We start from the raw sequence: 25,447 nt of genomic DNA on the forward strand, positions 1-25,447 counted from the left end.
GTGCCGGGCAACGCCTCTCCCGAGGAGGTCGCCGCCGACATCGCGACCGCGGGCGTGCGCATCGTGGTCGACGGCGACGACGCCTCCGAGACCGCCTAACGGAAGAGATCGGCCGGGTGGCTCACCCGCCAGCCGAACCCCGGATCGTCGATCCCGCCCTCGGCGACGAGAGGCAGCTGGTACGCCGTCCCGTTGATCTCGACCGTCGCCGAGCCGACGCTCTGGCCGTCGCTCAGGGTGGTGGCCGGATTCAGCGCGACGGTCGTCGAGGCCGAGACCGCACCCCACACCAGCACCGACCTGGCCTCGCTCGTCTCGGCGATCGCCTTCTCGCCCCACGCGCTCGTGTACACGCCGAGGTCCTGACCGGCTGTGGCCAGCTCGACGCTGTGGAAGCCTGCCTCGACCGTCGGGATCAGGGCCTGGACGTCGGTCGCGAGCTGCGGGTGGCTCGGCGCGCCCGTGACGACTCCCACGAGCGTCGTCGGTTGCCCCTCGACCATCGTGTCGAGCGAGAACAGAAGGCACGCCCCTGCCTCGTCCGTCGTGCCGGTCTTGATCCCGTCGACGCCCGAGCGCCCGAGCAGGGTGTTGGTGTTCTGCAACACGCCCACTCCCGGGATGTCCGCGGACGGCAGGGCGACGATCGGCGCGAGGACGGGGTCGGCCAGCAGTAGTTCACCGAGCTTCACCATCTCGGCAGTGGTGCTGACCGTGGCGGGCGAGAGTCCGCTGGTGTCGGCGAGGACCGTGCGTGTGAGCCCCTTGCTGTCGAGCCAGGTGCGGGAGGCAGCGAGGAAGGCCTCCTCGGAGCCGTACGACCAGACTGCGAGGGACTTCGCATAGTTGTTGGCCGAAGGGAGCATCATCGCGGTCAGCGCTTGCCTCTCGGTCAGCTGAAGGCCCGCGGTCACCGGCGCGTTCGAGCCGTCCTCCGCGATGGTCTCGTCGTAGTACCCGACATCGGCGGCCGTGAACGTGATCGTGTCTCCGTCAGTGCCCGCCGCGATCGGCTTGGCGGCGAGGACGACGAGGGCAGTGGCCACCTTCGCGATGCTGCCGGTCGGCACAGGATCGTCGGAGCCGTAGCGGGCGAGCAGCCCCTCCTCTTCGGCGCCTACGACACCGACCGCACCGACCGCGCCTGCGCCATATGCGGGCCATGCCAGCGCAGGTGCAGCGATGCTCGTCGGTGCCGGAGGCATCGTGACGGCGCTCGCCGACGGCAGGGAGGCGGTCGCCGCGGTGCCTGCGTACGCTGCGCTCGCGCTCAGCAGGAGGGCGGCGAGCACCGTTCCGACGATCCAGCCGCGTCGTCGACGGCGGGGCTCTGGCCTCCGGGCCGGCTCCGGCAAGGACCCGAAAAGGTCGAGCGCGGAGTCGTCGGGGCGGGTCGGAGAGGTCACCGGCCCATCGTAGGGTCGTCGATCCGCGCCGAGCTGGAGGGCGGGGGCCGGTCGTCGTCTCCCCGACCCGCGCGAGTCACCCCGAGCGCGTGAGCGCCCAGAGCGCGACCGCTCCAGCCGACGCGACATTCAGCGAGTCCACCCCGTGCAGCATCGGGATCGTCACGACGGTGTCGGAGGCGTCGAGCGCCGCGCGACTCAGTCCGTCCCCTTCTGCGCCAAGCACGATCGCGACACGCTCGGGTCGCGCCGCCGCGTACGCGTCCAGCGGCACGGCGTCGGGAGCCAGGGCGAGCGCCGCGACCGAGAACCCCGCCGTGAGCAGCGCCTCCCGAGCCGGCCCCCACGCGGGCGTCCGCGTCCAGGGCACCTGCAACACCGTGCCCATGCTCACCCGCACGCTACGCCGATAGAGCGGGTCGGCGCACCGCGGAGTCACGAGCACCGCATCGGCACCCATCCCCGCTGCGGCGCGGAAGACGGCACCGACGTTGGTGTGGTCGACGAGGTCCTCGAGGATGACGACGAGACGCGCGCCGTCGAGCAGCTCGGCCATCGACGGCAGGGCCGGCCGGTGCATCGAGGCGAGCGCACCGCGGTGCAGATGGAACCCGGTCAGCTCCTCCAGCAGCGCGTCGGGCCCGACGAACACCGGCACCTCAGGGAACCGCTCGAGCACCTCCGCCGCGTCGGCAAGGCGCTTCTGCTGCACGAGGACCGACCGCGGCCGATGGCCGGCCGCGAGGGCGCGCCCGATCACCTTCGAGGACTCCGCGATGTACAGGCCTCCCTCAGGCTCGAGCACGCGGCGCAACGCGACGTCGGTGAGGCGGTGGTAGTCGGCGAGGAGGGGGTGGTCGAGGTCCTCGACGGGCACGATCGGCATCCCGGCAATCTAGGGCACGGGGCGCACTAAACTCGTCCGAGAGGCCGCCCGAACGGTCCTCGAAGGAGGCGCGGATGGAGTCGAGTCCGACACCGGTCGTTCAGGGGCCCCCAGCCCACGAGATCGAACAGGCCGTCGAACTCCTCAGCGGGCGCCGCATCGCCGCCGTGACCGGTGCGGGTATGAGTACCGACTCCGGCATCCCCGACTATCGCGGCGCCGGGGCTCCCGTTCGCAGCCCCATGACCTACTCGCAGTTCGTCGCCGACCCCGATTACCGCCGTCGCTATTGGGCCGGCAGTCAGCTGGGCTGGCGCCGCTTCACCAGCACCGTCCCCAATGACGGGCATCGTGCGCTCGCCCGGCTCGAGGAGCGCGGCGTCCTCACCGGCGTCGTCACGCAGAACGTCGACGGACTGCACGTGCGCGCGGGATCGCGCCGGGTGGTCGACCTCCACGGCTCGGCCGACCGGGTGCGCTGCATGACCTGCGGCCAGTACTTCGCCCGTGACGCCGTGGCAGAGAGGATCGAGGAGCTGAACCCCTGGCTCGACGACCCTGACGTCTCCTCCCTCAACCCCGACGGCGACGCGGAGGTGCACGACGTCTCGGCGATGACCGTGCCGGAGTGCACGGTCTGCGGCGGCATCTTGAAGCCCGACATCGTCTTCTTCGGCGAGTTCATTCCCACCGAGCGGTTCCAGGAGGCGCGCGCCATCGTCGCGGGCGCCGACGCGCTGCTCGTGGCCGGCTCCTCCCTCGTCGTCAACTCCGGCATCCGCTTCCTCGAGATCGCCCGCCGCGCCAAGATGCCGATCGTGATCGTCAATCGGGGGACGACCAAGGGAGACTCGCGCGCGAATCTTAAGATCGACGGCGGCACGAGCGAGGTCCTCCGCGACCTCGCCGAGCGCCTCCCCCCACTGTGACCGAGAACCGCCCCGTTCGAGACCTCGTTCCCCGACCAGGAAGCCACCCGTGACCCGCCTCACCCTCGTCCGCCACGGCCAGACCGAGTGGAACGCCGCGCGACGCCTCCAGGGCCGCAGCGATGTGCCGCTCAACGCGACGGGGCGCGCGCAGGCCCGCGCCGCGGGCCGTCTGCTCAGCGAACGCCGCTGGGACGCGGTCGTCGCGAGCCCGCTGCGGCGCGCCTTCGACACGGGGGCGATCATCGCGGAGGCGTTGGGCGTGGCCGCCCCACTCGTCGTGCCCGCTCTCGCCGAGCGCTCCTACGGCGACGCCGAGGGCATGACCGGTGTCGAGCTGCGCGAGCTCTTTCCGGGTGGTGTCGAGAGCGGCGCGATTCCCGGCGCGGAGACACGGCCGGAGGTGTTCGCGAGGTCCAGCACGGCCCTGCTCGAGATCGCCGAGCGCTTCCCCGACTCCGATGTCGTGGTGGCGACGCACGGAGGCGTGATCGGCAGCCTCCTCCGCGCGCTCAGCGACGAGTCGCTTCCCCCGCAGGGAGTCTCCGTCGGCAACGGGTCGCGGCACGACTTCACGGTGGTCGACGGCGCGCTGCGCATCGTCGCCTTCGATGGCTCCGGCGATGTGGCCGTGGACGAGGTCGATCTCGCGGAGGCGCTCCGCGCCTGATCGCTCCGAGCGACGCAAGACCGCGACGCCCGCGCCGAGCTCACCGCCTCCCGAGCTCGCTCAGCAGCTCGAACAGCACGCGGGCGGAGGCACGCCACGAGAATGCGGCCGCCCGCTCGCGCCCGCGCGCGGAGAGCTCGCTCCACCGGCGAGCGTCCTCCAGCGAGCGGACGCCCTCGGCGATCGCCTTGGCACTCGACGGATCGACGTACACCGCCGCGTCCCCGCCGATCTCTCGGAAGATGGGGATGTCGCTGACCACGACCGGCGTGCCGAGGGCCATCGCCTCGACGAGGGGGATTCCGAAGCCCTCGTCGCGGCTTGCACTCACCAGCGCCGTCGATCGCGCGAGCACCGCGCGATACTCGGCGTCCGATGCTCCCTGGTGGAACACCAGCTTCGCCGTCGGCGCGAGCGCACGGAGAGTCTCGACCGTCTCGTCGCTCGCCCGGCTCATCAGATGCAGCTCGTAGTCGGGCAGGAGGCGCATCGCCCGCGCCAGGGACTCGACGTTCTTGTAGGGCATGTACGAGCCCATGTAGACGAGCGATCGGGCATCGGAGCGCTCGGGCATCGCCTCCGCGAGCGCCGCGCTGATCTCGTCGGGCTCGCTCGCCGCGTTGGGCACCACGACGACCGGCCGCGTGGTCAGCCGGTGCTCCCGCAGGAGCGCCCGCGTGGTCTCCGAGACCGTCACGATCGCGTCCGCCCGCTGGAGGAGCCTCCGCTGCGGCCACCAGGCGAGGTGGTAGAGCCTCCAGAGCGCGCGGATCGGCAGCGGAAGGTCGCGAGGAGGGGTGCGGTGACGGTAGTAGATCAGGTCGTGCACCGTGAGCACGAGGCGGTAGCGGCGTCCGAGCGACCCCATCGTCTGCATCGGCGAGAAGACGACATCGGGGCGGAGGCGGTTCACCAGGAGCGCGACGAACGGCTCGAAGGCGTTCGCCGGGCCGGTCACCCGCTCCCATGGCAGCGCGGGCAGCATCGCGAGCTGGCGGCGATCGCTGATCAGCATCGTCACGTCGTGGAGCAGTGCGAGCTCTCGCACGAGCTCGGCTGTGTAGCGGCTGATGCCGTCGTGGCGCTCGAGGCGGGTGTAACGGCAGTCGACGACGATCCTCATCGGTCGATCCCCTCCTCCAGGGCCGCGCGCAGCACGGCGGCCGCCTCGTCGGGCGTCTCGTAGTGGATCAGGTGGCCGACTCCGTCGATGACGTGCAGCCGCCCGTGTGGCAACGCCTCGAGGAGGCGGTACTGGGCCGCCAGCGGCGTGATGTCGTCCTGCGCGGCGGCGATCAGCTGCACCGGCACGTCCACGCGCGCGGCGTACTCGCCGACGTCGTGCGAGACGGAGGCGCGGAACGCCTCCAGAACCGTGTCGCGCGACGCGAAGGCGCTGAAGTAGCGGTCGTGTTGATCGTGCACGAAGCGGCGCAACGCCGGCTCCTTCGTCTTCACCATCGCGAGGCTCATGGCGCGCACGATCAGCGGGTCGCGCAGGAGACGGTAGCCGAGGGGCGCCGGCAGCAGGGCCGCGAGACGGTAGTACAGGACCGCGAGGCGGGTGAGCACTCCGCGGGGCCCGGCGAGGGCCGGTGCTCCGATGGGATTCACGAGCACCAGGAGGGGCGTCGGCAGGCCGTCGGCGACCGCGGCCGACGCCACGATCGAGCCGAAGGAGTGCCCGAGGACGACCGCGGTCCCCCGCAGTCCGAGCACGTCGAGGAACTCCCCCAGCCATGCCGCGTACCCCTCGACATCGTGCCGATGCGCCGTCATCGCGGGAGAGACGCCGAATCCCGGCAGGTCGGGCGCGACGATCCGCGCGTCGGCGCCGCCGGCCAGCAGTCTCGCGATCACCGGCTCGAGTCCGTGGTGCTCGCCCCGGAAGCCGTGCACGACGACGACGACCGTCGATGCGTCTGGGGGGCCGTAGCTCCAGTACGAGGTGGAGGCTCCGGCGACGTCCACCGAGTCCTCCCGTATCAGGAGGCGATCGAGGTCCGCGGCGTAGGGGGAGGGTGAGGTCATCGCAGTGTCCATCGTAGGCAACGCCCCTCGAAGTTCTCGCCGCAACGCCTTGCGGGCGTGCGATCCGAACGGCAAGCATGAGGACGCGTTCGCTTCGGAACGCACCGCCCACCGCCTCTCCCGGGGCGGATCTCCGCTCAGGCCGCAGCAGAAGGAGCACCGTGAGCTTCACGTCGCCGATCCAACTCCCCGGACTCGCCCTCGACCCGCAGTGGTACCGCCGAGCGGTGTTCTACGAGGTGATGGTCCGCTCCTACGTCGACTCGAACGGCGACGGCGCGGGCGACATCAACGGACTCGCCTCGAAGCTCGACTACCTGCAGTGGCTGGGCATCGACGCCCTCTGGCTCCCACCGTTCTACATGTCGCCTCTTCGCGACGGCGGGTACGACGTCTCGGACTTCACCGCGATCCTGCCCGAGTTCGGCACGATGGACGACTTCCGTGAGCTCGTCCGCAAGGCGCACGAGCGCAATATGCGCATCGTCATGGACTTCCCGCTCAATCACACGAGCGATCAGCACGAGTGGTTCCAGCAGTCGCGTTCCGACCCGGACGGTCCCTACGGCGACTTCTACGTCTGGAACGACACCGACGAGAAGTGGCCCGACATCCGGATCATCTTCGTCGACACCGAGGACTCGAACTGGGCGTTCGACTCTGAGCGCCGCCAGTTCTACTTCCATCGCTTCTTCTCGCACCAGCCGGACCTCAACTTCGAGAATCCTGCGGTCCACGAGGCGATCCACGACATCGTCCGCTTCTGGCTCGACCTCGGCGTCGACGGCATCCGCCTCGACGCCATCCCGTACCTCTACGAGTCCGACGAGGGCAACGGCGAGGGCGAGCCGCCGACCCACGAGTTCATCAAGAAGCTACGCGCGATGGTCGATCGCGACTACCCGGGGCGCATCCTCATCGCGGAGGCGAACCAGTGGCCCCGCGAGGTCGCCGCCTTCTTCGGCACGGAGGAGGAGCCGGAGTGCCACATGGCGTTCGACTTCCCGGTGATGCCGCGCATCTTCTATTCCCTGCGGGCGCAGACCGCGACCGAGCTCAAGAAGGTCCTCTCCGAGACCTTCGACATCCCCAGCGGAGCCGCTTGGGGAGTGTTCCTGCGCAATCACGACGAGCTCACGCTCGAGATGGTGTCGGAGGAGTATCGCCAGGCCATGTACGGGTGGTACGCCTACGACCCGCGAATGCGCTCGAACATCGGCATCCGGCGGCGCTTGGCGCCGCTGCTCGACAACGCGCGGGCCGAGCTCGAGTTGATCAACGCCCTGCTGTTCTCGCTCGCCGGGAGCCCGTTCCTCTACTACGGCGACGAGATCGGGATGGGCGACAACATCTGGCTCAACGACCGCGACGCCTCCCGGACGCCCATGCAGTGGACCCCCGACCGCAATGCGGGCTTCTCGGCGGCCGACCCGGGCAAGCTCGCGTTGCCCGTCGTACAGTCCCTCGTCTATCACTACAACCAGGTCAATGTGGAGGCGCAGCTCGCCCAGTCGCGCTCGCTCCTGCACTGGATGCGCAACGTGCTGCACGTGCGTCGCGGCCACCCCGCCTTCGGGCTGGGCTCGATGCGCGTGCTCGAGACCGACCACGAGTCCGTGCTCGCCTTCGTGCGCGACTACGCCGGCTCGGGCAGTGCCCTAGGCGACCAGCCGGAGGAGGTGCTCTGCGTCTTCAGCTTCAACCACAATCCCGTCTCGGTGACCGTCACCGACCCCGAGAACGGTGGCTCCACGCTCACCGATCTCTTCGGCGGCGGGCGGTTCCCCGGCTTCACCGACGAGGGGACGTTGACGATGACACTCGGCACCCAGGGCTTCTTCTGGCTGCGCGTCGCCAAGGCGAGCGCCGCTCGCTGACACGCACGCCGCGGGGCCTCCGAGCGATGTCGGAGGCCCCGTTTAGGCTGTCCGAGTGAGCAGCACCGCACAGACCGAGCCGACCCTGTTCGACGACGCGTTCGCCTTCGAGAGCGCCGACGCCGAGCGCGCGCGCTGGTTCGACCTCCTCGCCGTCTTCGACCTCGAGACCACAGGCATCGACGTCCGCTCGAGCCGCATCGTCGCGGCGCACGTGGGAGTCATCGACGCGGCGGGCGAGGCCCTCGAGGGCACGTCGTGGCTCGCCGACCCCGGTATCGAGATCCCTGCGGGGGCCAGCGCCGTTCACGGCATCACGACCGAGTACGCGCGCGAGCACGGTCGCCCCGCGGGCGAGGTCGTCGCCGAGGTGTCGGAGGCGCTGCGCTCGCTTCTCGAGCGCGGCATCCCGGTGGTCGTCTACAACGCGCCCTATGACCTCTCCCTTCTGGCGCACGAGTCGCGCCGCTGGGGCGTACCGGTGCTGCTCGATCCGAGTCCGATCGTCGATCCGCTCGTCATCGACAAGGCCGTCGACCGCTACCGCAAGGGCAAGCGCACCCTGACGGTCACCGCGCAGCACTACGGAGTCGCCCTGACCGAGGCGCATGACGCGGCCGCCGACGCCCTCGCCGCGGGGCGGATCGCGCAGGCGCTCGGCGGCGCCTTCGCCGATGAGCTCGGAGTGGGCGCAGAGGCTTTGCACGCGCTTCAGGTCGAGTGGTGCCGCAGTCAGGCCGAGTCGTTCCAGGACTACATGCGGCGCGTGCGCGACGAGTCGTTCGTGGCCGACGGCGCCTGGCCCGTGCGCCACGGAGCCGGGGCGCCGACAGACGAGGGCTAGGTGAGGGTGCGTCCCTCGCGCAGAAGCTCGATGTACTCCTCGATCCGCCGCGAGCGCGTCTCGGGGCGCTTGAGCTGCGAGAGCCGGAAGAGGAACGCGAACCGCTTCTGACCGCCGACCGTCGCGAAGAACGTCCTCGCTCCCGGATCGGCGTCGAGCGCGGCCTGGAAGTCGGCCGGAACCTCTGCGCCCTTCTGCCGGTACGCGGCCTCCCACCGACCGTCGGCCTTCGCGCGCTCGACCTCCGCGAGTCCGGCGGGCAGCATCCGCCCCTCGTCGAGGAGGCGCGCCACGTGCTCGCGGTTGATCTGCGACCAGGGGCTCGCGCGGCGGCGCGGGGTGTACGCCTGGAGGCTGAACTGCTCGTCGAACGCGCCGCCCTGTCCGTCGATCCAGCCGTGGCAGAGCGCGACGTCGAGCGCCTCCTGGCGGGTCAACCCGGGATCGACAGCCCCCTTCTTCCGTAGCTTGAGGCGCACGCCTCCCGGGTCGGGGTCGCCGCGGAGGTACGCGTCCCACTCCTCCGGAGCGACGAACGGCATGATCGGCTTGTCGGCGAAGGACACCATGTGCGGACGCTATCGCCTCGGCCGCGCCGAAGAAAGCTGCCGCGGCGCGACGGGAGCGAGATCGCTTCGGATCGTGCGCGAATGCGGGAGCAGACCCGCGAAGCGATCTCTCGTCGAACCTTCCGAGCGACGACGAAGGGCCCCCGACCGTGAGGTCGAGGGCCCTTCGAGAGGTCTTACTTGCCGAAGTTCTTGTAGCGGCTGTTGAACTTCTCGACGCGACCGGCCGAGTCCATGATGCGCTGCTTGCCCGTGTAGAAGGGGTGCGAGGCAGACGAGATCTCGACGTCGATGACGGGGTACGTGACGCCGTCGAGCTCGATCGTCTTGCTGCTGGTCGCCGTCGAGCGCGTGAGGAAGGTCTCACCGGAGGCGAGGTCGCGGAACACGATCGCCTTGTACTCGGGGTGGATGTCGGTCTTCATGGTCGATTCCTGTCGCTTGAGGGTCCTGAACCGCACCTGTCGTCGACGGGAACGGGTGGAAGAGGGGCGGGCACACCGCGAACGGGCCCGAACCAGCTACCTAAGGTAGCAGACCGAGGCGCGGACGGGGAGGTGCGACGCGGGCGTGTCAGCCGCGGGCGCGGGCCGAGAAGCGACCGTGCTCGCGAGTGAGCGCGATGTCGAGCCCGAAGGTCTCGGCGAGGGTCGCCTCCGTGAGCGCCTCGTCGAGCGGACCGGCCGCCACGACGGCGCCATCACGCAGGAGGAGCGCGTGCGTGAAGCCCTCGGGGATCTCCTCGACGTGATGGGTGACCATGATGATCGCGGGCGATGCGGCGTCCTTCGCGAAGCCTCCGAGCAACTGCACGAGCTCTTCGCGTGCGCCGAGGTCGAGGCTGGCCGCCGGCTCGTCGAGCAGGAGCAGCTCGGGGTCGGTCATGATCGCGCGCGCGATCTGCACGCGCTTCTGCTCGCCGTCCGAGAGGGTGCCGAAGGTGCGGTCGGCGAGGTGGTCGAGCTTCCACTCGGCGAGCACGCGGCGGGCCCGGCGCTCGTCGACGGAGTCGTAGCCCTCCTTCCACCGGCCGGTGACGGCGTAGGCGGCGGTCATGACGACGTCGAGCACGGTCTCGCCGGCGGGCAGACGTCGAGCCATTGCGGTGGAGGCGTATCCGATGCGAGGGCGCAGCTCGAAGACGTCGACGCGCCCGAGCGTCTCGTCGAGGAGGTGGGCCGCACCGGTCGACGGGTAGTTCTGCGCCGCGGCGATCTGCAGGATCGACGTCTTGCCCGCGCCGTTGGGCCCGAGGACCACCCAGCGCTCGTCCTCGGCCACGTCCCACGACACGTGGTCGAGGATCCGCTTGCCGTTCCGGACGAAGGACACATCGACGAACGAGACAACGCTGGGCATGGCAGCCATTCTAAAGGGAGCGGTCGAGCGACTCAGACGAGCGAGTCGTAGATCGCCCGAGTGTCCCGCGCGATCTGGGTCCAGCTGAAGTGGCTCTGCGCGCGCTCGCGTCCTGCAGCGCCCATCCGCTTGGCCGCCTCGGGATCCGCGACGACCTCGGCGAGGGCCGCCGCCAGATCGGCGACGTAGCGCTCGGGATCCACGGGCGTGCCCGTGCCGTCGGTTGCCTGCTCGAGGGGGACCAGGCGTCCGGTCACGCCGTCGACGACGACCTCGGGGATGCCTCCGGTCGCCGTGCCGACCACCGCCGCGCCGCAGGCCATCGCCTCGAGGTTGACGATGCCGAGCGGCTCGTAGATCGACGGGCAGACGAAGGTGGTCGCCGCGGTGAGCACGGCCGAGAGCTGGTGACGCGGGAGGTGCCGGTCGATCCAGACGACGCCGGTGCGCTCCTCCTGGAGGGTGCGCACGAGCCCCGTGACCTCGGCCATGATCTCGGGGGTGTCTGGCGCGCCCGCGCAGAGGACGAGCTGGACCTCGGGCGGCAGGGTCGCCGCCGCGCGCAGGAGATAGGGCAGACCCTTCTGGCGGGTGATGCGGCCGACGAAGACCACGGAGGGGCGGCTCGGGTCGATCCCCAGCTCGGCCAGGACCGCGTCGTCCTCGACAGGGTGCCACGCGTCGAGGTCGATGCCGTTGTAGACGACGTGCACCTTGGCCGCGTCCAGCGCCGGGTAGGAGCGGAGGATGTCCTCACGCATCCCGCCCGACACGGCGATCACGGCGTCGGCGTTCTCGTAAGCCTCGCGCTCGATCCAGCTCGAGACGCGATAGCCTCCGCCGAGCTGCTCCGCCTTCCACGGCCGCAGCGGCTCGAGGCTATGCGCCGAGACGACGTGCGGGATGCCGTGGAGCAGTTGCGCGAGCCGACCGGCGGCGTTCGCGTACCAGGTGTGCGAGTGCACGAGGTCGGCGCCGGAGGCATCCTGCGCGATCTGGAGGTCGACTCCGAGGGTCTGCAGCGCGCCGTTCGCCTGGGCGAGCTCGGAGGGCACGGGGTAGGCGAACGTCCCCGCCTCCTCGCGCGGCGCCCCGAAGCAGCGCACCACGACCTCGATGTGGTTGCGCAGTGCTGCGGTGAGCTCTGCGACGTGTACGCCGGCTCCCCCGTACACCTCGGGCGGGTATTCCTTGGTCAGCAGATCGACTCGCACCCCCGAACCGTAGTACAGGCCGATCCCTGCGCGACAGCCGGGGGTTCGCGGGAGGGCCCCAACCCCTACTGTGGAGGCATGCAGTCAAAGAAGATCTTCGGCATCGTGCTCGCCGGCGGCGAGGGCAAGCGGCTCATGCCCCTGACGGCCGACCGCGCCAAGCCCGCCGTCCCATTCGGCGGGCAGTACCGGCTGATCGACTTCGCCCTCTCGAACCTCATCAACTCGGGCCTCACCCAGATCGTGGTGCTGACCCAGTACAAGTCGCACTCCCTCGACCGTCACGTCTCGCAGACGTGGCGCCTGTCGGGACTGCTCAACTCTTATGTCGCCTCGGTTCCCGCCCAGCAGCGGCTCGGCAAGCGCTGGTTCAGCGGCTCGGCCGACGCGATCCTGCAGAGCCTCAACCTCATCCGCGACGAGAAGCCGGACATCGTCGTCGTGGTCGGCGCCGACCACGTCTACCGCATGGACTTCTCGCAGATGATCGACGCCCACATCGCGTCCGGCGCGAAGGCGACCGTGGCCGCGATCCGCCAGCCCATCGAACTCGCGGACCAGTTCGGCGTCATCCAGCTCGAGGGTGACGAGGCGGGCGATGGCATCGTGCCGACGAAGATCGCGCAGTTCCTCGAGAAGCCCAAGGACGCGGTCGGTCTCGCCGACTCCCCGCACGAGGTCCTCGCCTCGATGGGCAACTACGTCTTCGACGCCGACGCCCTCATCGACGCGGTCATCCGCGACGGCGAGCTCTCCAGCTCCGACCACGACATGGGCGGCGACATCATCCCCGACTTCGTCGCACGGGGGGAGGCGGGGGTCTACGACCTCAAGCTCAACGAGGTGCCGGGCTCGACCGACCGCGACCGCTACTACTGGCGCGACGTGGGGACGATCGACTCCTTCTTCGAGGCCCACCAGGACCTCATCTCGGCGCTGCCGGTGTTCAACCTCTACAACCAGCAGTGGCCGATCTTCTCCTCACAGCTCAACTCGCCCCCGGCGAAGATCGTGCGCGACGGCAAAGGCAACATGGGCTCGACCATCGACTCGGTCGTCTCGCTCGGGACAGTGATCTCGGGAGCGCACATCGAACGCAGTGTCGTGGGACCGTGGACCGTTATCGAGTCGAACGCCCGAGTGAGCGACTCCGTCGTCTTCGACAAGGTGCGCATCGGCCCGGACGCCGTGGTCGTGCGCGCTATCCTCGACAAGGATGTCGTCGTCGAGTCCGGTGCTCAGATCGGCGTGAACCACGACCACGATCGCGAGCGCGGGTTCACCGTCACCGAGTCGGGGATCACCGTCGTCGGCAAGGGCGTCGTCGTCCGCCCGTAGCACCCCCGCGGGCCGAGCTCTGCGCGTGCGCATCCCCCGACCGATTGGCCCGGCCCATGAGTGAGCGTCCCCTGACGCCTGCCCGTTTCCTCGTCGTCCTCGACGCCGACTCGACCCTCCTGCGAGACGAGGTGATCGAGCTGCTCGCCGCCCACGCAGGTTCCGCGGAGCAGGTGGCCGAGGTCACCGAGCGCGCGATGCGTGGCGAGCTCGACTTCGGCGAGAGCCTGCGCGAGCGGGTCGCGACCCTCGAGGGAGTGCAGGAATCGGTCTTCTCCCGCGTGAGCGCCGGAGTACGGGTGACCCCCGGCGCAGAGGAGCTGGTCGCCGGCGTCCATGCGGCCGGCGGCCGCATCGGCGTCGTCTCGGGAGGCTTCCACGAGGTCCTCGATCCGGTCGCCGGGACATTGGGCCTCGACTTCGTGCGAGCCAACCGCCTCGGCTGCAGCGAAGGCGCCCTGAACGGAGACGTGGACGGCCCTCTCATCGACGCTGGCGCCAAGGCGGCGGCCCTTCGCGAGTGGGCGCAGGAGTCAGGGGTGCCCCTCGGCCGCACGATCGCCGTCGGCGACGGCGCCAACGACCTCGAGATGATGGCCGTCGCGGCCCTCGCGGTGGCGTTCAACGCGAAGCCTCTCGTACGCCAGCGCGCCGACCTCGTCGTTGCGGACATCGACCTCTCGCAGCTCCTGCCGGTGCTGGGCCTTCGCGGCTGACGCTCAGCGGCCCGCGGTCGGCACCGCGCTGTCCTCGATGCCCGATCCGACGACGCGAACCTGGCCGAAAGACACCCCGAGCCGTGGGGTCAGTGCCCCATCCCCAGGCCGCCGTCGACAGGGATCACGGCGCCGGAGATGTACGCGGCCTCGTCGCTCGCGAGCCAGCGGGTGACCTTCGCGACCTCCTCCGCAGTGCCGTAGCGGCCGAGAGGGATGCTCTTGCGGTAGTCGGCCTGCTGCTCGGCCGACAGCTCGGCGGTCATGTCCGTCTCGATGAAGCCGGGGGCGACGACATTGGCCGTGATGTTGCGGGCGCCCAGCTCGCGCGTCAGCGAACGGGCGAATCCGACGAGGGCCGCCTTCGACGAGGAGTAGTTGATCTGCCCGGGCGAGCCATAGAGGCCGACGACGCTCGAGATCAGGATGACGCGCCCGAACTTCTGCTTGAGCATGCCCTTCGAGGCGCGCTTGACGACGCGGAAAGCCCCGGTGAGGTTCGTGTCGACGACCGAGGTGAAGTCCTCCTCCGACATCCGCAGCAGGAGCGTGTCGCGGGTGATCCCCGCGTTCGCGACGAGCACCTCCACCGGGCCCAGCTCGGCTTCGATCTGGGAGAACGCGGCATCGACGGACGCGGAGTCGGTGACGTCCGCCTGGACCGTGAAGGATCCCTCCGGGCCTGCGCCCGACCGGGCGGTGACGGCGACGCGGTGGCCCGCCGCGACGAACTGCTCGGCGATCGCGAAACCGATCCCTCGGTTGCCTCCCGTGACGAGGACGGTGCGCGGCGTGGTCATGGTGTCCCTCCTGCCGACGCGCGAGCAGCGCCGGACGACCCGTACAGCTTAGAGGCGGCCTCCGCAACAGATTCCTCGAGGGGCGGCGGGGAGCCTGCGCGCCTCCGCCACGACGTAGGCTTGCAGGGCTGTGAAATCCCGCGAATCGCTCACCACGCTCCCCCCGTCGCCCTCTGCCGCGCGGCGCTCTCGCGTGATCAAGTACTCGATCGCGATGGGCATCCGGATGATCTGCGTGATCGCGCTGATCTTCGTGCACGGCTGGTGGCAGCTGGCATTCGCCATCGGCGCGATCGTGCTGCCCTATTTCGCGGTCGTGCTCGCCAACGTCGGCAGCGCGGGCGAGAGCGGGACGGTCGAGCGACCGGGAGCGGTCGTGCTCGCTCGCCCGACCACGCCGCCCGCCGCCGACCACGCCGCCCCGAGTGAGGCGCCCCGAGCCGACGGCTCGGAGGGCAGCGGGCCGAACGGGGCACCGCAGTGATCCCGCTCGGCGGGGTGCCGGACGCGCATTCCTGCTCGCGAGCGGGATGCCACACGACCGCGACATGGGCGATCCGGTGGCGGAACCCCGCGATCCACACGGAGGAGCGACGCAAGACCTGGCTCGCGTGCGAGGAGCATCTCGGGTTCCTCCGCGAGTTCCTCGCCGCGCGGGAGTTCCCCCTGTCGGTGGAGCCGCTCTACACGACGGACCGCGGAGCCTCCACGTGAGCGCCGCGACCCGCCCCTCCTGGCGCTTCGTCGTCTCACGGCGCTGGTTCGGCTACCTCGCCCTCGCGATCGTCTTCGCCGTCGCCTGCGTCCTGCTCTCACGCTGGCAGGTCGCGCGCCTCGATGAGGCGGCGTCGACCAATCGGCTGGTCACCTCCAATTGGAACGCCGAGCCCGTGGCCCTCGACAGCCTCCTCGCACCGTCCAGTGCCTGGGACGATTCGCTCGAGTACCGTCCCGTCGAGCTGGACGGCGTCTACGACGTCTCCGCGCAGACGCTCGTGCGCAACCGCCCCTACAACGGCAACCCCGGTTTCGACGTGCTGACCCCCCTGCGCCTCGACGATGGGACATGGTTCGTCGTCGACCGGGGCTGGGTGCCCGTCGGCTCGACCCAGGACTCCCCCGACTCCGTGCCCGCGCCTCCCTCGGGGGAGGTCACCGTCGTCGCTCGTCTCAAGCCGGGAGAGGGGCGCATCGATGGTCGTACCGCCCCGGCGGGTCAGATCTCGACGATCCAGCTCGACGACCTGGCGAACGAGATCGGCGAGCCGCTGCGCACGGCCGCCTACGGACTTCTCGTCGCCGAGGCGCCGGCACCCTCCGTGGCTGCACCGCTCGGGGCGATCAAACCGGTCGCCGACGAGGGGCTGCACATCAGCTACGCCATCCAGTGGGTGCTGTTCGCGATCATGGGCTTCGGAGGACTGGGCTGGGCGATCCGGCACGAGTATCGCCTCCGGAACGCCGACGACCCTGAGGTCATCGCGGCGCAGGAGCGGCGCGAGGAGAGACGCCGACGACGGGGGCGCAGCGACGCCGAGGTCGAGGACGAACTGCTCGACGCCCGCTGAGCCCGCGCGACTCCGACCGCTCGACCCGCCTCAGGCGAGGGTGATCAGGTCGAGGTAGTCGGCGGTCCAGTGGTCCTCGGTGCCCTCGGGCATGATGAGCACACGTTCGGGGTTCAACGCCTCGACGGCCCCCTCGTCGTGGCTGACGAGCACGACCGCGCCCTCGTAGTGCGCCAGGGCGTCGAGGATCTCGTCGCGGCTCGCCGGGTCGAGGTTGTTGGTCGGCTCGTCGAGCAGGAGGACGTTCGCGCCCGAGACCACGATCATCGCGAGCGCGAGACGCGTCTTCTCGCCTCCCGAGAGCACCCCGGCTGGCTTGTGCGAGTCGTCGCCGGTGAAGAGGAAGGAGCCGAGGACGCGGCGCGCCTCGGTCTCGGTCAGGTTCGGGCTCGCCGACACCATGTTCTCGAGCACCGAGCGCTTGACGTCGATGGTCTCGTGCTCCTGCGCGTAGTAGCCGATGCGGAGGCCGTGGCCAGCCTCGATCACGCCGGTGTCGGGAGCGTCCACCCCGCCGAGGATGCGCAGAAGCGTCGTCTTACCCGCGCCGTTGAGGCCCAGGATGACCACCTTCGAGCCGCGGTCGATCGCGAGGTCGACCGCGGTGAAGATCTCGAGCGAGCCGTAGCTCTTCGAGAGGTTCTCGGCCTGCAGCGGCGTCCGCCCGCAGGGCATCGGAGTCGGGAACCGCAGCTTCGCGACGCGGTCGACCGCGCGCACCTCCTCGAGGCCGCTGAGCATCTTCTCGGCACGGGCCACCATCTGGTGGGCGGCCGCCGCCTTCGACGCCTTCGCGCCGAAGCGGGCGGCCTGCAGCTGGAGCGCGCCGGCCTTCTTCTCGACGTTCGCACGCTCCTTCTTGCGGCGCTCCTCGTCGGCGGCGCGCTGACGCTGGTAGTTCTTCCAGTTCATGTTGTAGACGTCGATCGCCTGACGATTGGCATCGAGATAGAAGACGCGATTCACCGTCTCGCCCACGAGCTCGATGTCGTGGCTGATGACGATGAATCCCCCGCGATAGCCCTTCAGGAACTCGCGCAGCCACACAACCGAATCGGCGTCGAGGTGGTTGGTCGGCTCATCGAGGATGAGCGTGCTCGCATCCGAGAACAGGATGCGCGCGAGCTCGATGCGGCGACGCTGCCCACCGGAAAGGGTCTTCAACGGCTGGTCGAGGATGCGGTCAGGGAGGTTCAGGTTGCTGGCAATCGAGGCCGCCTCGGCCTCTGCCGCATAGCCGCCGAGCGCGAGGAAGCGGTCGGTCAGGGTGCCGTATTTCTTCATCCCGGCCTCGCTGAGGGCCGTGTCGCCGCTCGACATCGCGATGGTCGCCTCCTGCATGCCGAGCACGAGCTGGCCGAGTCCGCGGGCATCGAGGATGCGCGTCCGCGCGAGCTCCTCGGGGTCGCCCGAGCGCGGGTCCTGCGGGAGGTAGCCGATCTCGCCTCCCCGCTCGACCGTGCCCTTCGCCGCGATGAGGTCGCCGGCGAGGACCTTCGTCAGAGTCGTCTTGCCCGCCCCGTTGCGGCCGACGAGGCCGACCTTGTCGCCGTCGCCCACTCGGAAGGAGACGTTCTCCATCAGAAGTCGGGCGCCGACTCGGAGTTCGAGGTCGTGCACGCTGAGCACAGTGCTGTCCGTTCCCGCCAAGAAATGGCGTTCGGTTCGGGAGGTCTGGGGCAAGAGGCCGCGACGCGGCAGCCCCCTAGTATATTTCCTGAGCCGCCGGGCGGATCCACGTCCGCTCTCCGCGGACGCGCTCGCTCCTCGCTCGCCTCCGGGCAGCCCAGTCTTGGGAGAAAACATGTCCAGTTCTGCACTCGTTCCGTCGCACCCCGTCCTCGCCGACCGGATCCTCAGCCGCTCCGTCGCGACCGACGTCGCCCTCGTGATCGGAGGCGCCGCCCTGACCGCGGGCATGGCGCAGATCTCGATCCCGATGTGGCCGGTTCCGATCACGGGGCAGACCCTCGCGGTCCTCCTGGTCGGCTCGGCCCTCGGTGCCGTCCGTGGCGCCTCCTCGCTCGCGCTCTACCTCGTGCTCGGCCTGGTCGGACTGCCGGTCTACGCGCCGCAGAGCGACGGCAGCCACCTGTCCGGCCTCACCGCGGTGGCGACGCCCAGCTTCGGCTACATCATCGGCTTCGTCCTGGCAGCCGGAGTCGTCGGCTGGCTGTCCGAGCGATCGTGGGAGCGCCGCTTCTTCAAGGCCCTCGCCACCTTCGTCGGCGGCTCACTGGTCGTGTTCGCGGTCGGCCTGCCCTGGCTGTCGGCGTCGCTGCACTCCTTCGGCTACCCGAGCGACATCGATGCCACCCTCGCCGCCGGCTTCTGGCCCTTCGTCGTCGGAGGCATCGTGAAGGCCGTCATCGCCGCGGCTATCCTCCCGCTCGCGTGGCGCGGCGCCGACGCGATCGCGGAACGTCGCCGCTGACACGACGCGCGACAGTACGGCGAAGGGCCGGGAGGATGTTCCTCCCGGCCCTTCGCCGTACTGATCAGATCGAGACGCCTCAGATCGAGAAGCCGAGCGCGCGCATCATGTCGCGACCGTCCTCCGTGATCCGCTCCGGTCCCCACGGGGGCATCCAGACCCAGTTGATCCGGAACGCCTCGACGATGCCATCGAGGGACTCGGCGGTCTGCTCCTCCAGCACGTCGGTCAGCGGGCAGCCCGCGGACGTGAGGGTCATGTGGATCACGAGGGCGTCGTTCTCGTCGTCCCAGCCCAGATCGTAGATGAGGCCCAGGTCGACCACGTTGACCCCGAGCTCGGGGTCCATGACGTCCTTGAGCGCCTCCTCGACCCGGTCGTAGAGCGTGGGCTCGAGCGTGGTCACGGCCATGATCAGACCGTAGCCGAGGTGAGGAAGCGGTCGTAGCCCTCGTCCTCGAGACGATCAGCGAGTTCCTTGCCACCCTGCTCGGCCACGCGGCCGGCCACGAAGACGTGCACGAAGTCAGGCTCGATGTAGCGGAGGATCCGCGTGTAGTGCGTGATGAGGAGGACGCCGAGGCCGGTCGCCGCGTGAGCACGGTTGACGCCCTCCGAGACGATCTTGAGCGCGTCGACGTCGAGGCCGGAGTCGGTCTCGTCGAGCACGGCGAACTGGGGAGCGAGCAGCTCGAGCTGCAGGATCTCGTTGCGCTTCTTCTCGCCTCCCGAGAAGCCCTCGTTGACGTTGCGGGCGGCGAAGGAGGAGTCCATCCGCAGGTTCGCCATCGCCGCCTTGACATCCTTGGTCCAGGTGCGAATCGCGGGGGCCTCGCCCGCGATCGCCGTCTTGGCGGTGCGGAGGAAGTTGGTGTTCGTCACCCCCGGGATCTCGACGGGATACTGCATCGCGAGGAAGAGGCCCGCGCGTGCACGCTCGTCGACCGACATGTCGAGCACCTCGACGCCGTCGAGCGTGATCGAGCCGCCGTCCACGTGGTACTTCGGGTGCCCCGCGATCGTGTACGCGAGGGTGGACTTGCCGGACCCGTTGGGGCCCATGATCGCGTGGATCTCACCCTGGTTGATGGTGAGGTCGACACCGCGGAGGATCTGCTTGGTCCCCTGCTCGGTCTCGACGCTCACGTGGAGATCGCTGATCTGGAGAACGGACATTCAGACTTCCTTCGTGACGGTCGGGTCGATGTAGACGTCGCCGTCGATGATCTCGACGGCGAAGACGGGCACCGGCTCGTAGGCCGGCAGGTTGAGGGGCTGCCCGGTGCGGAGGGAGAACTGGGAGCCGTGCGCCCAGCACTCGAGGGTGTCACCCTCGACGAAGCCCTCGGCGAGCGAGATCTCGCCGTGAGTGCAGGTGTCGCCGATGGCATGGATGTCGCCGGCCGCATCCTGGACGATGGCGATCGCGACTCCATCGACTTCGACGCGGATGGCCTGGTTGGGGACGAGCTCGGACACCGAGCAGATCAGCGCGGCGTTGCTCATGCGACGATCCCCGCCCCGGTCTGGCCGGCGCTGCCGGCGAGCTCGGCCTCGATCGCGAGCTGGAGGCGGTCCTCGAGCTCGGCGACTCGGATCTGCTGCACGATCTCGCTGAGGAAGCCACGGACGACGAGACGACGGGCCTCGTCCTCGCGAATGCCGCGCGACTGCAGATAGAACAACTGCTCGTCGTCGAAGCGACCGGTCGCGGAGGCGTGGCCTGCGCCGGCGATGTCGCCCGTCTCGATCTCGAGGTTCGGGATGGAGTCGGCGCGCGTGCCGTCCGACAGGACCAGGTTGCGGTTCTGCTCGTAGCTGTCGGTGCCGGTGGCGGTGTTGCGGATCAGGACGTCGCCGATCCAGACCGTGCGGGCGCCCTCGCCCTGCAGTGCACCCTTGTAGGTGACGCGGCTCCGAGTGTCGGGGGCATCGTGGTCCACGTACACCTGCTGCTCGAGGTGCTGTCCACCATCGGCGAAGTAGAGGCCGAAGAGCTCGGCGTCGGCCCCGCGCTCCACGAGGTGGGCCGAGGGGTTCACTCGCACGATCTCGCCACCGAGGGTGACGACGACATGTTTGACCTTCGCGTCGCGGCCGACGCGAAGGAAATGATTGGCCAGGTGACGCGCGCCGTCCGCCCACTCCTGGACAGTGACGACGGTGAGCTGGGCGCCCTCGCCGACGAGGATCTCGACGTTCTCGGCGAGCGTCGCCTCGCCGTCGTTCTGCAAGACCACGACCCCGCGCGCGTAGGGCGCGGCCTCGATGATCGTGTGCGCGGCGCGCGGCGCGGAGCCGAGACCGGTACGGACGAGCGTCGCCACCTTCTCCTCCTCGCCCGTGATGCGCACCGAAAGGGCCTGCTCGAACCGCGACCAGGCGTTCGCGGCCGCACGATCCTCCGGGAGGCCCGCTGTGCCGATCCGTTCGTCATCGCGACCGACCCACGAGAGCTGCACGCCCTCGACGGCGGAATAGTCGATCGGCGTGGGGCTGCCGTCGAGCTCGCCGTCGATGAGGTCGCGGAGTCGAGCGACGGGGGTCAACTTCCAGGCGATCTCTCGCCCCGTCACTGCCTCGAATGCGGTCACGTCGGTCGAGGTGAAGCGTTCCGAGCGCGTCTGCACGGGCGTGAACGCACCGTCGGAGTGGGCGCTGATGCCCAGGCGCGCGGCGGCGACCGCGCCGTCGATCGGAGGGGTCGCGGCGCTCGTGGGGACCGTCATCAGGCGGTGGTTCCTTTCGATGTGGACGGGGCGCACCGTTCGTACGCCCCTTCGAGGGGGGAGGCGGACGTCAACCGACGCTGCCCTCCATCCCCATCTCGATGAGCTTGTTGAGCTCGAGGGCGTACTCCATCGGCAGTTCGCGCGCGATCGGCTCGATGAAGCCGCGCACGATCATCGCCATCGCCTCGTCCTCGGGGAGACCGCGGGACATCAGGTAGAAGAGCTGCTCCTCGCTGACCTTGGAGACCGTGGCCTCGTGGCCGAGCTGCACGTCGTCGACGCGGATGTCGATCGCCGGGTAGGTGTCGGAGCGCGAGATGGTGTCGACCAGGAGTGCGTCGCAGCGGACGGTGTTGGCGGAGTGGTGGGCGTTCGCATCGACGCGCACCTCGCCCCGGTAGCCGGCGCGGCCGCCTCCACGGGCGATCGACTTCGAGACGATCGACGAGTGCGTGTACGGCGCCATGTGGATCATCTTGGCGCCGGCGTCCTGGTGCTGGCCCGGGCCCGCGAAGGCGACCGAGAGGGTCTCGCCCTTGGCGTGCTCGCCGACGAGGAAGATCGACGGGTACTTCATCGTGACCTTGGAGCCGATGTTGCCGTCGATCCACTCCATGGTCGCGCCCTCGTGCGCGATCGCGCGCTTGGTGACGAGGTTGTACACGTTGTTGGACCAGTTCTGGATCGTCGTGTACCGCACTCGGGCGTTCTTCTTGACGATGATCTCGACGACCGCCGAGTGCAAGGAGTCGGACTTGTAGATCGGGGCCGTGCAGCCCTCGATGTAATGGACGTAGCTGTCCTCGTCCGCGATGATCAGCGTCCGCTCGAACTGACCCATGTTCTCGGTGTTGATGCGGAAGTAGGCCTGCAGCGGGATGTCGACGTGCACGCCCTTGGGAACGTAGACGAACGAGCCACCCGACCAGACCGCGGTGTTGAGCGCCGCGAACTTGTTGTCGCCCGCCGGGATGACCGTGCCGAAATACTCCTCGAAGATCTCGGGGTGCTCGCGCAGGGCCGTGTCGGTGTCCATGAAGATGACGCCCTGCTGCTCCAGGTCCTCGCGGATCTGGTGGTACACGACCTCCGACTCGTACTGCGCGGCCACGCCGCCGACGAGACGCTGACGCTCCGCCTCGGGGATCCCGAGCTTCTCGTAGGTGTTCTTGATGTCGTCCGGGAGGTCGTCCCAGGTCTGCGCCTGCTTCTCGGTGGAGCGGACGAAGTATTTGATGTTGTCGAAGTCGATCGCCGACAGATCGGCTCCCCACGTCGGCATCGGCTTGCGCTCGAAGAGAGCGAGCGCCTTCATGCGACGATCGCGCATCCACGTGGGCTCGTTCTTGAGCGCGGAGATGTCGGAGACGACCTCCGTCGAGATGCCGCGGCGAGCGGAGGACCCGGCAGAGTCGGAGTCGGACCAGCCGAACTCGTAGACGCCGAGGCTCTCGAGCTCGGGGCGGTCGATCAGGATGTCTGACATGTGTACCTCGTTTCCTACCCACTGCTAACCGGTCGGGTCCCGGAGTCATTCCCCCGGGGTCGACCCGTGGGTGCGTTCCGGCCGGTCACGGCATCGATCTGATGCGCGGAGCGGGTGCTGCGATTCCCTGGATGTCCTGAGGTGTTCTGCGGCACTGCGTCGGGCCTTCGGCCAGCTGGGGAGACCTGCGCACGCGGGCGGGCGGACAAGCCGTAGCTGAACCAACTCTTCATTCTAGGGAGCCCAGGCTGTGAGGGGAACCTCCTCAGCTGGGTGTCGCCCAGAGACCCGTTCCGCGCCACCAGATCAGGATGGCCATACGGGTGTCGGTGGTCCGTGATGGTCTTCCGCCATGCCGAACGATGACACGACCCCGCTCCTGCCCCGCCTGCTGATCGGCGCGCTCCTCCCCCGCCGCGACCCGCGTGCCCGCGCCGCCTTCGCGAGACTCGCTCCGCCCCTGGTCGGCGAGCTCGGGCTCCGGACCGCTCCCGGTGCGCTGCTACGCCTCCGTCGACACCTGCGCTCGACGTCGCGAGGCGGCCGGCTCAGCGAGTGGGCTGCAGCTCCTCCGCGGCCGTCCGACGCTGGGCACGGACGGTGAAGAGACGCGGATTGACGTCGAGGAGGACACGGACCGCGCCGACCCACACGAGCGCCGAGCCGAGCAGGTGCATCGCGACGAGCGCCTCCGGAAGAGCCGTAAGCGACTGCGCGACGCCGACGAGGGCCTGGAGGACCACGACGACAAGGAAGGTCACCACACGTCGCCGGGCGAGCTCCGACCCCGGATTTCGCGAGAGCATCGCCAGCAGCACGAGACCCAGGACGAACGACGCGGTACCCAGGACGGCGTGGACGATCGTCACGCTATCCCAGTGGAACTGCATCCGCGGCACCTCCGCCGAGTCACCCGCATGCGGACCCGTGCCCGTGACGAGCGTGCCGACGAGGATCACGGCGAGCGTGACTCCCACCAGGACGACGCTCATCGCGCGCGCCGCCCGATCGGGCTCGACGGCGACCGACTGCGAGCGGTGTGCCCGGTGCCAGGTGAGAGCCGTCGTCGTCAGCAGGGCGATCGCGAGGACGAAGTGGCCCGCGACGATGTAGGGATTGAGGCCCGAGTGGACGGTCGCACCTCCGGCGAGGGCATTCGCGACGACGAGCCAGAACTGCGACCACGCCAGGCGCGTCATCGTCCGGTCTCGCGGCTCCTGGAGACGCGCAGCGGTGATCGCCCACCCGACGGCCACGACGAGAACGCCCGTGAACGCCCGGTTCGTGAACTCGATGAGCCCGTGGATCCCCAGCTCGGGCGTCGACGTCAGCGAGCCGGCGTCGCAGGCCGGCCAGGTCGGACAGCCGAGCCCCGAACCCGTCAAGCGCACGACTCCCCCGAAGAAGATGATCAGGATGCTCGCGAGGAGCGCGGCCGTGGTGCCCCAGCGCAGGGCGCGGGGGCCGAGCGTCACCCGTTCGGCGAGGTACGAGAACGGAGTGCGCATCAGAACGGCAGGAGCGGGTCGATGCCCACGGCGAGGAACAGCAGCGTGAGGTACCCGATCGACCCGTGGAACACGCGCATCGGCGAGACACGCTCGTGACGGATGGCGAGGCTGTAGAGGCGGTGCGTCTCGGCGATGAACCAGAGTCCGCTCGCCAGGGCGACCACCGTGTAGACGACTCCCATCCCGGCGACCGGCACGAGCAGGAGGGAGCAGGCGACCGTCGCCCACGCGTAGAGGATGACCTGCAGGCCCACCACGCTCCGGCCGCGCACGACCGCGAGCATCGGCACTCCCGCCGCCTGGTAGTCGTCGCGGTACTTCATCGACAGCGGCCAGTAGTGCGGAGGCGTCCACAGGAAGATCACGGAGAAGAGGATCACGGGCGCCCAGTCGAGCGATCCCGTCACCGCCGACCAGCCGATGAGGACCGGCATGCAGCCGGCGATGCCGCCCCACACGATGTTCTGCGGCGTGCGGCGCTTGAGGAAGAGCGTGTAGAACACGACGTAGATGAGGATCGCCGCGAGCGAGAGGCTCGCCGCGAGCCAGTTCGCCGTCACGCCGAGCCAGAGGATCGACAGGACGCCGATCGTCGTCGCGAAGATCAGCGCGGCGCGGTCCGAGATCTCGCCCGTGACGAGGGGACGATTCTTGGTCCGGTTCATCAGGCGGTCGATGTCGCGGTCGAAGTAGCAGTTGAAGGCGCCCGCCGAGCCGGCGCTCAGCGCTCCGCCGACCAGGACGTTGAACACGAGCAGGAGGTCCGGGATCCCCCGCTGGGCGAGGATCATCGTCGGGACCGTCACGACGAGGAGGAGTTCGATGACACGCGGCTTCGTCAGGGCGATGAAGGCCTTGACGGTGCTCGCGAGGGTCGCCCGGGACGCTCCGCCTCGTTCGATGGCGGCGGTCTCTACGGCTACGTCCATTGCTCCTCTAACGTTCGTCGATCCCGAACGAGTGTAATGCGCGCGCCCGGCCCCCGGGCTCGCCGGACCTCCACCCGCTGGGCGGCCCGGCCTGCGCCGAGCACTGCACGCTTGCCCATCGGGACCCCGACATATGCGACCGCGCAAC

27 protein-coding genes are annotated in these 25,447 nt (G+C 69.5%); 10 read left to right on the forward strand and 17 right to left on the reverse strand.

All coding sequences use genetic code 11. The features are described from left to right. Positions 1–95 precede the first annotated feature (95 nt). Both ITJ45_RS07395 and ITJ45_RS07400 read right to left on the reverse strand, forming a co-directional pair. Positions 96–1,406 carry a D-alanyl-D-alanine carboxypeptidase family protein gene (locus ITJ45_RS07395; protein WP_194608106.1) on the reverse strand — a complete coding sequence of 437 codons (1,311 nt, stop codon included), beginning with the start codon at positions 1,404–1,406 and terminating at the stop codon, positions 96–98. A gap of 76 nt (positions 1,407–1,482) precedes the next feature. Continuing rightward, the gene (locus ITJ45_RS07400; RefSeq protein ID WP_194608104.1) at positions 1,483–2,292 is read right to left on the reverse strand and encodes a TrmH family RNA methyltransferase; all 810 of its coding nucleotides are present in this window, start codon (positions 2,290–2,292) and stop codon (positions 1,483–1,485) included. Positions 2,293–2,366: 74 nt separating this feature from the next. Between ITJ45_RS07400 and ITJ45_RS07405 the strand changes: the two genes are divergently transcribed. Further along, the gene (locus ITJ45_RS07405) at positions 2,367–3,221 is read left to right on the forward strand and encodes a Sir2 family NAD-dependent protein deacetylase (protein WP_194608102.1); all 855 of its coding nucleotides are present in this window, start codon (positions 2,367–2,369) and stop codon (positions 3,219–3,221) included. 49 nt (positions 3,222–3,270) lie between these two features. Next, on the forward strand, positions 3,271–3,891 hold the full coding sequence (locus ITJ45_RS07410; RefSeq protein ID WP_194608100.1) for a histidine phosphatase family protein: 621 nt from the start codon (positions 3,271–3,273) through the stop codon (positions 3,889–3,891). A 40-nt stretch (positions 3,892–3,931) separates the two neighbouring features. On the opposite strand, the gene ITJ45_RS07415 is transcribed toward ITJ45_RS07410, so the two are convergent. Together ITJ45_RS07415 and ITJ45_RS07420 are read right to left on the reverse strand one after the other, a co-directional pair. Next, the gene (locus ITJ45_RS07415) at positions 3,932–5,014 is read right to left on the reverse strand and encodes a glycosyltransferase family 4 protein (protein WP_194608098.1); all 1,083 of its coding nucleotides are present in this window, start codon (positions 5,012–5,014) and stop codon (positions 3,932–3,934) included. Then, positions 5,011–5,922 carry an alpha/beta fold hydrolase gene (locus tag ITJ45_RS07420; protein WP_194608096.1) on the reverse strand — a complete coding sequence of 304 codons (912 nt, stop codon included), beginning with the start codon at positions 5,920–5,922 and terminating at the stop codon, positions 5,011–5,013. Before ITJ45_RS07420 ends, ITJ45_RS07415 begins: the two co-directional genes overlap by 4 nt. A 161-nt stretch (positions 5,923–6,083) precedes the next feature. On the opposite strand from ITJ45_RS07420, the gene treS reads away from it, so the two are divergent. Together treS and ITJ45_RS07430 are read left to right on the forward strand one after the other, a co-directional pair. Continuing rightward, positions 6,084–7,799 (forward strand): maltose alpha-D-glucosyltransferase, encoded by a 1,716-nt coding sequence (gene treS, locus ITJ45_RS07425; RefSeq protein WP_194608093.1) that lies wholly within the window; start codon positions 6,084–6,086, stop codon positions 7,797–7,799. Between the two features lie 85 nt (positions 7,800–7,884). Further along, complete coding sequence (locus ITJ45_RS07430; protein WP_194609052.1) at positions 7,885–8,643, forward strand: 3'-5' exonuclease; 759 nt, start codon at positions 7,885–7,887, stop codon at positions 8,641–8,643. Here the strand turns inward: ITJ45_RS07430 and ITJ45_RS07435 are convergent. The 4 genes from ITJ45_RS07435 to glgA form a co-directional block, all read right to left on the reverse strand. After that, positions 8,640–9,212, reverse strand: coding sequence for a YdeI/OmpD-associated family protein (locus tag ITJ45_RS07435; RefSeq protein WP_194608091.1), 573 nt, complete (start codon positions 9,210–9,212; stop codon positions 8,640–8,642). The two genes, ITJ45_RS07430 and ITJ45_RS07435, sit on opposite strands and share 4 nt — an antisense overlap. Positions 9,213–9,388: 176 nt before the next feature. Next, positions 9,389–9,637, reverse strand: a complete 249-nt coding sequence (locus ITJ45_RS07440) for a type B 50S ribosomal protein L31 (RefSeq protein ID WP_194608089.1) — start codon at positions 9,635–9,637, stop codon at positions 9,389–9,391. Between the two features lie 148 nt (positions 9,638–9,785). Then, positions 9,786–10,571, reverse strand: coding sequence for an ABC transporter ATP-binding protein (locus ITJ45_RS07445; RefSeq protein ID WP_194608087.1), 786 nt, complete (start codon positions 10,569–10,571; stop codon positions 9,786–9,788). 32 nt (positions 10,572–10,603) lie between these two features. Next, on the reverse strand, positions 10,604–11,785 hold the full coding sequence (gene glgA / locus ITJ45_RS07450) for a glycogen synthase (protein WP_194608085.1): 1,182 nt from the start codon (positions 11,783–11,785) through the stop codon (positions 10,604–10,606). A gap of 78 nt (positions 11,786–11,863) precedes the next feature. Here glgA and ITJ45_RS07455 point away from each other — a divergent pair, with 78 nt between their 5' ends. Further along, positions 11,864–13,123 carry a glucose-1-phosphate adenylyltransferase gene (locus tag ITJ45_RS07455; RefSeq protein WP_194608082.1) on the forward strand — a complete coding sequence of 420 codons (1,260 nt, stop codon included), beginning with the start codon at positions 11,864–11,866 and terminating at the stop codon, positions 13,121–13,123. A 56-nt stretch (positions 13,124–13,179) separates the two neighbouring features. After that, a complete protein-coding gene (serB, locus tag ITJ45_RS07460; RefSeq protein WP_194608080.1) occupies positions 13,180–13,839 on the forward strand; it encodes a phosphoserine phosphatase SerB in 660 nt (219 codons plus the stop codon). Between the two features lie 89 nt (positions 13,840–13,928). On the opposite strand, the gene ITJ45_RS07465 is transcribed toward serB, so the two are convergent. Further along, positions 13,929–14,639: a beta-ketoacyl-ACP reductase gene (locus ITJ45_RS07465; protein WP_194608078.1), complete on the reverse strand. Its 711-nt coding sequence runs from the start codon at positions 14,637–14,639 to the stop codon at positions 13,929–13,931. Between the two features lie 130 nt (positions 14,640–14,769). Between ITJ45_RS07465 and ITJ45_RS07470 the strand changes: the two genes are divergently transcribed. Genes ITJ45_RS07470 through ITJ45_RS07480 form a run of 3 tightly spaced genes read left to right on the forward strand, consistent with a single transcriptional unit; the run spans position 14,770 to position 16,207 of the window. Next, positions 14,770–15,123, forward strand: a complete 354-nt coding sequence (locus tag ITJ45_RS07470; protein WP_194608076.1) for a DUF3099 domain-containing protein — start codon at positions 14,770–14,772, stop codon at positions 15,121–15,123. Beyond that, entirely contained in the window at positions 15,120–15,353 is a 234-nt protein-coding gene (locus tag ITJ45_RS07475) for a hypothetical protein (protein WP_416365279.1), read from the forward strand. Before ITJ45_RS07470 ends, ITJ45_RS07475 begins: the two co-directional genes overlap by 4 nt. Continuing rightward, on the forward strand, positions 15,350–16,207 hold the full coding sequence (locus tag ITJ45_RS07480) for an SURF1 family protein (protein ID WP_194608074.1): 858 nt from the start codon (positions 15,350–15,352) through the stop codon (positions 16,205–16,207). The genes ITJ45_RS07475 and ITJ45_RS07480 overlap by 4 nt, the downstream gene beginning before the upstream one ends. Positions 16,208–16,237: 30 nt before the next feature. On the opposite strand, the gene ITJ45_RS07485 is transcribed toward ITJ45_RS07480, so the two are convergent. Next, complete coding sequence (locus ITJ45_RS07485; protein ID WP_194608072.1) at positions 16,238–17,836, reverse strand: ABC-F family ATP-binding cassette domain-containing protein; 1,599 nt, start codon at positions 17,834–17,836, stop codon at positions 16,238–16,240. A 175-nt stretch (positions 17,837–18,011) separates the two neighbouring features. Here ITJ45_RS07485 and ITJ45_RS07490 point away from each other — a divergent pair, with 175 nt between their 5' ends. Then, positions 18,012–18,641, forward strand: coding sequence for a biotin transporter BioY (locus ITJ45_RS07490; protein ID WP_194608070.1), 630 nt, complete (start codon positions 18,012–18,014; stop codon positions 18,639–18,641). Between the two features lie 79 nt (positions 18,642–18,720). Here ITJ45_RS07490 and ITJ45_RS07495 read toward each other — a convergent pair whose 3' ends face one another. The 7 genes from ITJ45_RS07495 to ITJ45_RS07525 form a co-directional block, all read right to left on the reverse strand. Beyond that, complete coding sequence (locus ITJ45_RS07495) at positions 18,721–19,053, reverse strand: metal-sulfur cluster assembly factor (RefSeq protein WP_194608068.1); 333 nt, start codon at positions 19,051–19,053, stop codon at positions 18,721–18,723. 2 nt (positions 19,054–19,055) lie between these two features. Beyond that, the gene (gene sufC, locus ITJ45_RS07500) at positions 19,056–19,817 is read right to left on the reverse strand and encodes a Fe-S cluster assembly ATPase SufC (RefSeq protein ID WP_194608065.1); all 762 of its coding nucleotides are present in this window, start codon (positions 19,815–19,817) and stop codon (positions 19,056–19,058) included. After that, on the reverse strand, positions 19,818–20,147 hold the full coding sequence (locus ITJ45_RS07505; RefSeq protein ID WP_194608063.1) for a non-heme iron oxygenase ferredoxin subunit: 330 nt from the start codon (positions 20,145–20,147) through the stop codon (positions 19,818–19,820). Further along, complete coding sequence (sufD, locus tag ITJ45_RS07510) at positions 20,144–21,370, reverse strand: Fe-S cluster assembly protein SufD (protein WP_194608061.1); 1,227 nt, start codon at positions 21,368–21,370, stop codon at positions 20,144–20,146. The genes ITJ45_RS07505 and sufD overlap by 4 nt, the downstream gene beginning before the upstream one ends. A 70-nt stretch (positions 21,371–21,440) precedes the next feature. Then, entirely contained in the window at positions 21,441–22,859 is a 1,419-nt protein-coding gene (gene sufB, locus ITJ45_RS07515; RefSeq protein ID WP_194608059.1) for a Fe-S cluster assembly protein SufB, read from the reverse strand. Positions 22,860–23,407: 548 nt separating this feature from the next. Continuing rightward, on the reverse strand, positions 23,408–24,367 hold the full coding sequence (locus ITJ45_RS07520) for a COX15/CtaA family protein (protein WP_194608057.1): 960 nt from the start codon (positions 24,365–24,367) through the stop codon (positions 23,408–23,410). Beyond that, positions 24,367–25,299: a heme o synthase gene (locus ITJ45_RS07525; protein ID WP_194608055.1), complete on the reverse strand. Its 933-nt coding sequence runs from the start codon at positions 25,297–25,299 to the stop codon at positions 24,367–24,369. Before ITJ45_RS07525 ends, ITJ45_RS07520 begins: the two co-directional genes overlap by 1 nt. Positions 25,300–25,447: the final 148 nt, after the last annotated feature.

The sequence above is a fragment of the Rathayibacter sp. VKM Ac-2879 genome, assembly GCF_015351245.1.
GTDB lineage: Bacteria > Actinomycetota > Actinomycetes > Actinomycetales > Microbacteriaceae > Rathayibacter.

What these genes read in the sequence shown, in the direction of transcription:
- ITJ45_RS07455 (WP_194608082.1), top strand. Translation starts at nt 11,864, where the DNA reads ATGCAGTCAAAGAAGATCTTCGGCATCGTGCTCGCCGGCGGCGAGGGC.
- ITJ45_RS07495 (WP_194608068.1), bottom strand. Translation starts at nt 19,053, where the DNA reads ATGGCCGTGACCACGCTCGAGCCCACGCTCTACGACCGGGTCGAGGAG.
- sufB (WP_194608059.1), bottom strand. Translation starts at nt 22,859, where the DNA reads ATGTCAGACATCCTGATCGACCGCCCCGAGCTCGAGAGCCTCGGCGTC.
- ITJ45_RS07415 (WP_194608098.1), bottom strand. Translation starts at nt 5,014, where the DNA reads ATGAGGATCGTCGTCGACTGCCGTTACACCCGCCTCGAGCGCCACGAC.
- sufD (WP_194608061.1), bottom strand. Translation starts at nt 21,370, where the DNA reads ATGACGGTCCCCACGAGCGCCGCGACCCCTCCGATCGACGGCGCGGTC.
- ITJ45_RS07420 (WP_194608096.1), bottom strand. Translation starts at nt 5,922, where the DNA reads ATGACCTCACCCTCCCCCTACGCCGCGGACCTCGATCGCCTCCTGATA.
- ITJ45_RS07505 (WP_194608063.1), bottom strand. Translation starts at nt 20,147, where the DNA reads ATGAGCAACGCCGCGCTGATCTGCTCGGTGTCCGAGCTCGTCCCCAAC.
- ITJ45_RS07490 (WP_194608070.1), top strand. Translation starts at nt 18,012, where the DNA reads ATGTCCAGTTCTGCACTCGTTCCGTCGCACCCCGTCCTCGCCGACCGG.
- ITJ45_RS07405 (WP_194608102.1), top strand. Translation starts at nt 2,367, where the DNA reads ATGGAGTCGAGTCCGACACCGGTCGTTCAGGGGCCCCCAGCCCACGAG.
- ITJ45_RS07465 (WP_194608078.1), bottom strand. Translation starts at nt 14,639, where the DNA reads ATGACCACGCCGCGCACCGTCCTCGTCACGGGAGGCAACCGAGGGATC.
- ITJ45_RS07440 (WP_194608089.1), bottom strand. Translation starts at nt 9,637, where the DNA reads ATGAAGACCGACATCCACCCCGAGTACAAGGCGATCGTGTTCCGCGAC.
- sufC (WP_194608065.1), bottom strand. Translation starts at nt 19,817, where the DNA reads ATGTCCGTTCTCCAGATCAGCGATCTCCACGTGAGCGTCGAGACCGAG.
- ITJ45_RS07525 (WP_194608055.1), bottom strand. Translation starts at nt 25,299, where the DNA reads ATGGACGTAGCCGTAGAGACCGCCGCCATCGAACGAGGCGGAGCGTCC.
- ITJ45_RS07520 (WP_194608057.1), bottom strand. Translation starts at nt 24,367, where the DNA reads ATGCGCACTCCGTTCTCGTACCTCGCCGAACGGGTGACGCTCGGCCCC.
- ITJ45_RS07445 (WP_194608087.1), bottom strand. Translation starts at nt 10,571, where the DNA reads ATGCCCAGCGTTGTCTCGTTCGTCGATGTGTCCTTCGTCCGGAACGGC.
- serB (WP_194608080.1), top strand. Translation starts at nt 13,180, where the DNA reads ATGAGTGAGCGTCCCCTGACGCCTGCCCGTTTCCTCGTCGTCCTCGAC.
- ITJ45_RS07435 (WP_194608091.1), bottom strand. Translation starts at nt 9,212, where the DNA reads ATGGTGTCCTTCGCCGACAAGCCGATCATGCCGTTCGTCGCTCCGGAG.
- ITJ45_RS07400 (WP_194608104.1), bottom strand. Translation starts at nt 2,292, where the DNA reads ATGCCGATCGTGCCCGTCGAGGACCTCGACCACCCCCTCCTCGCCGAC.